Source organism: Pseudokineococcus marinus (assembly GCF_013004605.1).
Taxonomy (GTDB): domain Bacteria; phylum Actinomycetota; class Actinomycetes; order Actinomycetales; family Quadrisphaeraceae; genus Pseudokineococcus; species Pseudokineococcus marinus.
The window spans coordinates 1-3,256 of the sequence record NZ_JABEMA010000324.1; the positions used below are offsets into that span (position 1 = coordinate 1).

General features: G+C 78.6%; 3 protein-coding genes. 1 reads left to right on the forward strand and 2 read right to left on the reverse strand.

All coding sequences use genetic code 11. The features are described from left to right. Positions 1–147: 147 nt before the first annotated feature. Entirely contained in the window at positions 148–1,722 is a 1,575-nt protein-coding gene (locus HLB09_RS20160) for an AAA family ATPase (protein ID WP_171204096.1), read from the reverse strand. 178 nt (positions 1,723–1,900) lie between these two features. Here HLB09_RS20160 and HLB09_RS14790 point away from each other — a divergent pair, with 178 nt between their 5' ends. Continuing rightward, positions 1,901–2,800: a spermidine synthase gene (locus HLB09_RS14790; protein ID WP_171204097.1), complete on the forward strand. Its 900-nt coding sequence runs from the start codon at positions 1,901–1,903 to the stop codon at positions 2,798–2,800. Positions 2,801–2,857: 57 nt separating this feature from the next. Here HLB09_RS14790 and HLB09_RS14795 read toward each other — a convergent pair. Then, on the reverse strand, positions 2,858–3,256 hold a 399-nt coding region (locus tag HLB09_RS14795), incomplete at its 5' end, for a zinc-binding dehydrogenase (protein ID WP_171204098.1).

Genomic DNA, 3,256 nt, shown 5'->3' on the forward strand with positions numbered 1-3,256 from the left:
CGCGTCGCGGCGGGCGACGGCGCCCTCGCGGCGGGCGCGCGCCCGCCGCACCGACGCCAAGACGGCGCGCGGACGGACGAAGGCGCTGCGGCGCCGTCCCGACGACGGGTGACGAGCCGGAGCGAGCGTGCCGGTGCTGTGCCGTGGTCAGTCGTCGCCGAGGCGGTCGACGTACCGGTGCGGCACGACCCCCGGGCCGGCGACCCACCCGAAGGACTCCCCCTCCTCCCCGACGGGCTCGACGAGCGGCGGCCCGCTCTGGTCCGCGGGGACGCCGAGCAGGGCCCGCGTCACCGACTGGGTGCTGTCGAGCAGGTCGTCCAGGGCGCGCTCCAGGTGCTGCCCGCGGACCTCGCGCAGAGCGCCCGGCGCGTCCTCGAGCGACTCGAGCACCGCCCGCCGCAGCAGCTCCTTGACGAAGGAGGCGGTGACCCCCTCCGTCCGGTCGACGGCAGCCGTGAGGTCCTCCTCCGTGAGAGCCGTCGGCACCCCGGCGGCGTAGAGCTCCAGCAGCCGGCGCCGTCCGTCCGCGTCCGGCAGGCCGATCTCGACGGCCACGTCGACGCGGCCCGGCCGGGCGGCCAGCGCGGGCTCCAGGAGGTCGGCGCGGTTCGTCGTGAGCAGGAAGAGCAGGTCGGCGTCGGACGCCGCCCCGTCCATGGCGTCGAGGAGCTCGAAGAGCACCGGGCTGGCGCCCGAGCCGAACCCGCGGTCCTCCGCGACGAGGTCCACGTCCTCGAGCACGACGACGGACGGCGCGAGCGAGCGCGCCAGTGCGGACACCTCGCCGACGAGTCCCAGCGCCCGACCGGCGAGCAGCAGGACGGTGGCGCCGGGCACGTGCTGGACAACGTACCGCGTGGTGTGCGTCTTGCCCGTGCCGGGCGGGCCGTGGAGGAGCAGGCCCCGCTTGAGGTGCTGGCCCGCCTCCCGCAGCGCGGTGCGGTGGCGCGCCACCTCGATGCTGTGGCGCTCGACGCGCCGGAGGACCTCCTCGGGCAGGACGACGTCCTCGCGCCGCGTCGGCGGCAGGTCGGCGAAGCGCAGCTCCGCGCCGCCCATGTCGCCGGGGGCGAGCTCGACGACCTGCCCGCGGTAGACGTCCAGGCGGGAGCGCAGCGCCTCGACCTCGTCGAGGACCGCCTGCGCGTCGGCGGTCTCGAGGCCGCCGACCTCGAGCTGCAGCGACGGCGGCTCGTGCTGCTCCGGGCCGCGCACGCGCAGCACCCACCGCCCGCGGGCGTCCGAGACGAGCAGCAGCGCGCTGCGCCAGCACGCGCGGGTGCGCCCGCCGGGACCGGAGGGCAGGTCGACGAGGTCGGGCGCGGCCAGCCGCAGCGGCGGCAGGTCCTCGCCGTGCAGCAGCTGGTGCAGCACCACGCCGCCGTAGTGCGGCGGCATCGCCACGCCCTCGACGGCGACCTCGCGCCCGGCCTCGGCGCACCAGGCGTCGAGCGCGACCTGCACGTTGACGTGCTGGAAGACCGGCAGCTGGCGCGTGACGACCGAGCGGGCGCGCCCCTCCGCCGGCACGTGCGCCTGCAGCCGCTCGGTGACGGGGCTCCTGCGCGCCTGCTGCGCCTGAGCACCCGCCCAGTCGGCGAGCCGGTCGAGGGCGCGGGCCAGCGACCGCACCTCCGCGCGCTCCTCGGGGGACAGGTCGGCGCGCGGGGGCTCGGCGCGGCCGTCCTGCGGGTCGCTCGCGGCGGCGGGGGTGGTCACGGAGCGACGCTAGGGGGCGTCCGACGGGCTGTCCCCGGCTTTCCCCAGACCGTCGTCCCCGGCCCGCCGTCCCCGGCCCGCCGTCCCCCGGCCCGCCGTCCGCGGCGCTCGCCCGACGCTGGCACGGCGGTGAGGGCCCTCCCGCGCGCGCCGTCGTCGCCTCGGCCAGGGTGGGCCGGTGCCCGACCGCCACCGCCCCTCCCGCGCCTCCGCCGACCGCGGCTCCCGCCCCCAGCCGCAGCCCGGCACGTGGTCCACGGCGAGCGGCGTCGTCGAGCTGGCGCGCAGCGGGAGCGACGAGCAGGCCTGGACCGTGTTCGTCAACGGCGTCGCCAGCTCCTCGGTCCACACGGGCGACCCGACGGTCCTCGAGTTCGAGTACCTGCGGTGGATGGCCGACGTCCTCGACGAGCGCGAGCCGGCCGGGGGGCCGCTGGAGGTCGTCCACCTCGGCGCCGCCGGGTGCGCCCTCGCCCGCTACGTGGACGCGACGCGCCCGGGCTCGCGCCAGGTCGCCGTCGAGGTCGACGAGGACCTCGCCCGCCTGGTCCGCGAGTGGTTCGACCTGCCGCGCTCCCCCGCCCTGCGCCTGCAGGTCGGCGACGCCCGGGAGCGCCTGGCGACCCGCCGCGACGCGAGCGCCGACGCCGTCGTCCGCGACGTCTTCGCCGGGGACACGACGCCCCGGCACGTGCGGACCCTCGAGTTCACCCGGGACGTCGCCCGGGTGCTGCGCCCGGACGGCACCTACCTCGCCAACGTGGCCGACCGGCCGCCGCTGAAGAAGCTGCGCCGCGAGGTCGCCACGGTGGCGGAGGTCTTCGAGCACGTGGGCGTCCTCGCGGAGACGGGCCTGCTCCGGGGCCGTCGCTACGCCAACGCCGTCGTCGTCGCCTCGCCGTCGCCGCTCCCCGCCGACCGGCTCGTGCGCCGGGCGGCGCGGGCGCCCGTGCCGACGCGGTGGGTCGACGGCGAGGACCTCGTGGAGCTCGTGGCCGGCGCGAGGTCCGAGCAGGACCCGGCGCCGCCGGTCGAGCCGGTCAACGGTCAGGAGGCCGTCGAGGAGGCCTCGGGCTGAGCCGTCCACGAGCGTGACCGTGCACGGTCGCGCCCGTGGACGGCTCCGGCGGCCCCGTCAGCGCCAGGGCTCGACGACGACGACGCCCGCCGCGGTGCGGCGGGGCAGCTCGACGAGCGCTCGTCCGGCGTCGGCCAGGGGCAGCACCTCGCCGACGAGCGCGCCCGGGTCGAGGGCGCCCGAGGCGACGAGCGCGAGGAGGCCCGGGTAGTCGGCCGCGGCCATGCCGTGGCTGCCGAGGAGGTCCAGCTCGTGGCTGATGGCCCGCTCGAGGGCGACGCGCGGGCGGCCCGCGCCGTCGGGCCCGGGCGGCAGGAGGCCGACCTGCACGAGCCGGCCGCGTCGCCTCAGCGACCAGAGGCCCTGCGCGAGCGTGGCTTCCGAGCCGAGCGCCTCGACGGCGACCGCAGCGCCGCCGCCTGTGGCGTCCCGGACCGCGGCGGCGACCGCGCCGTC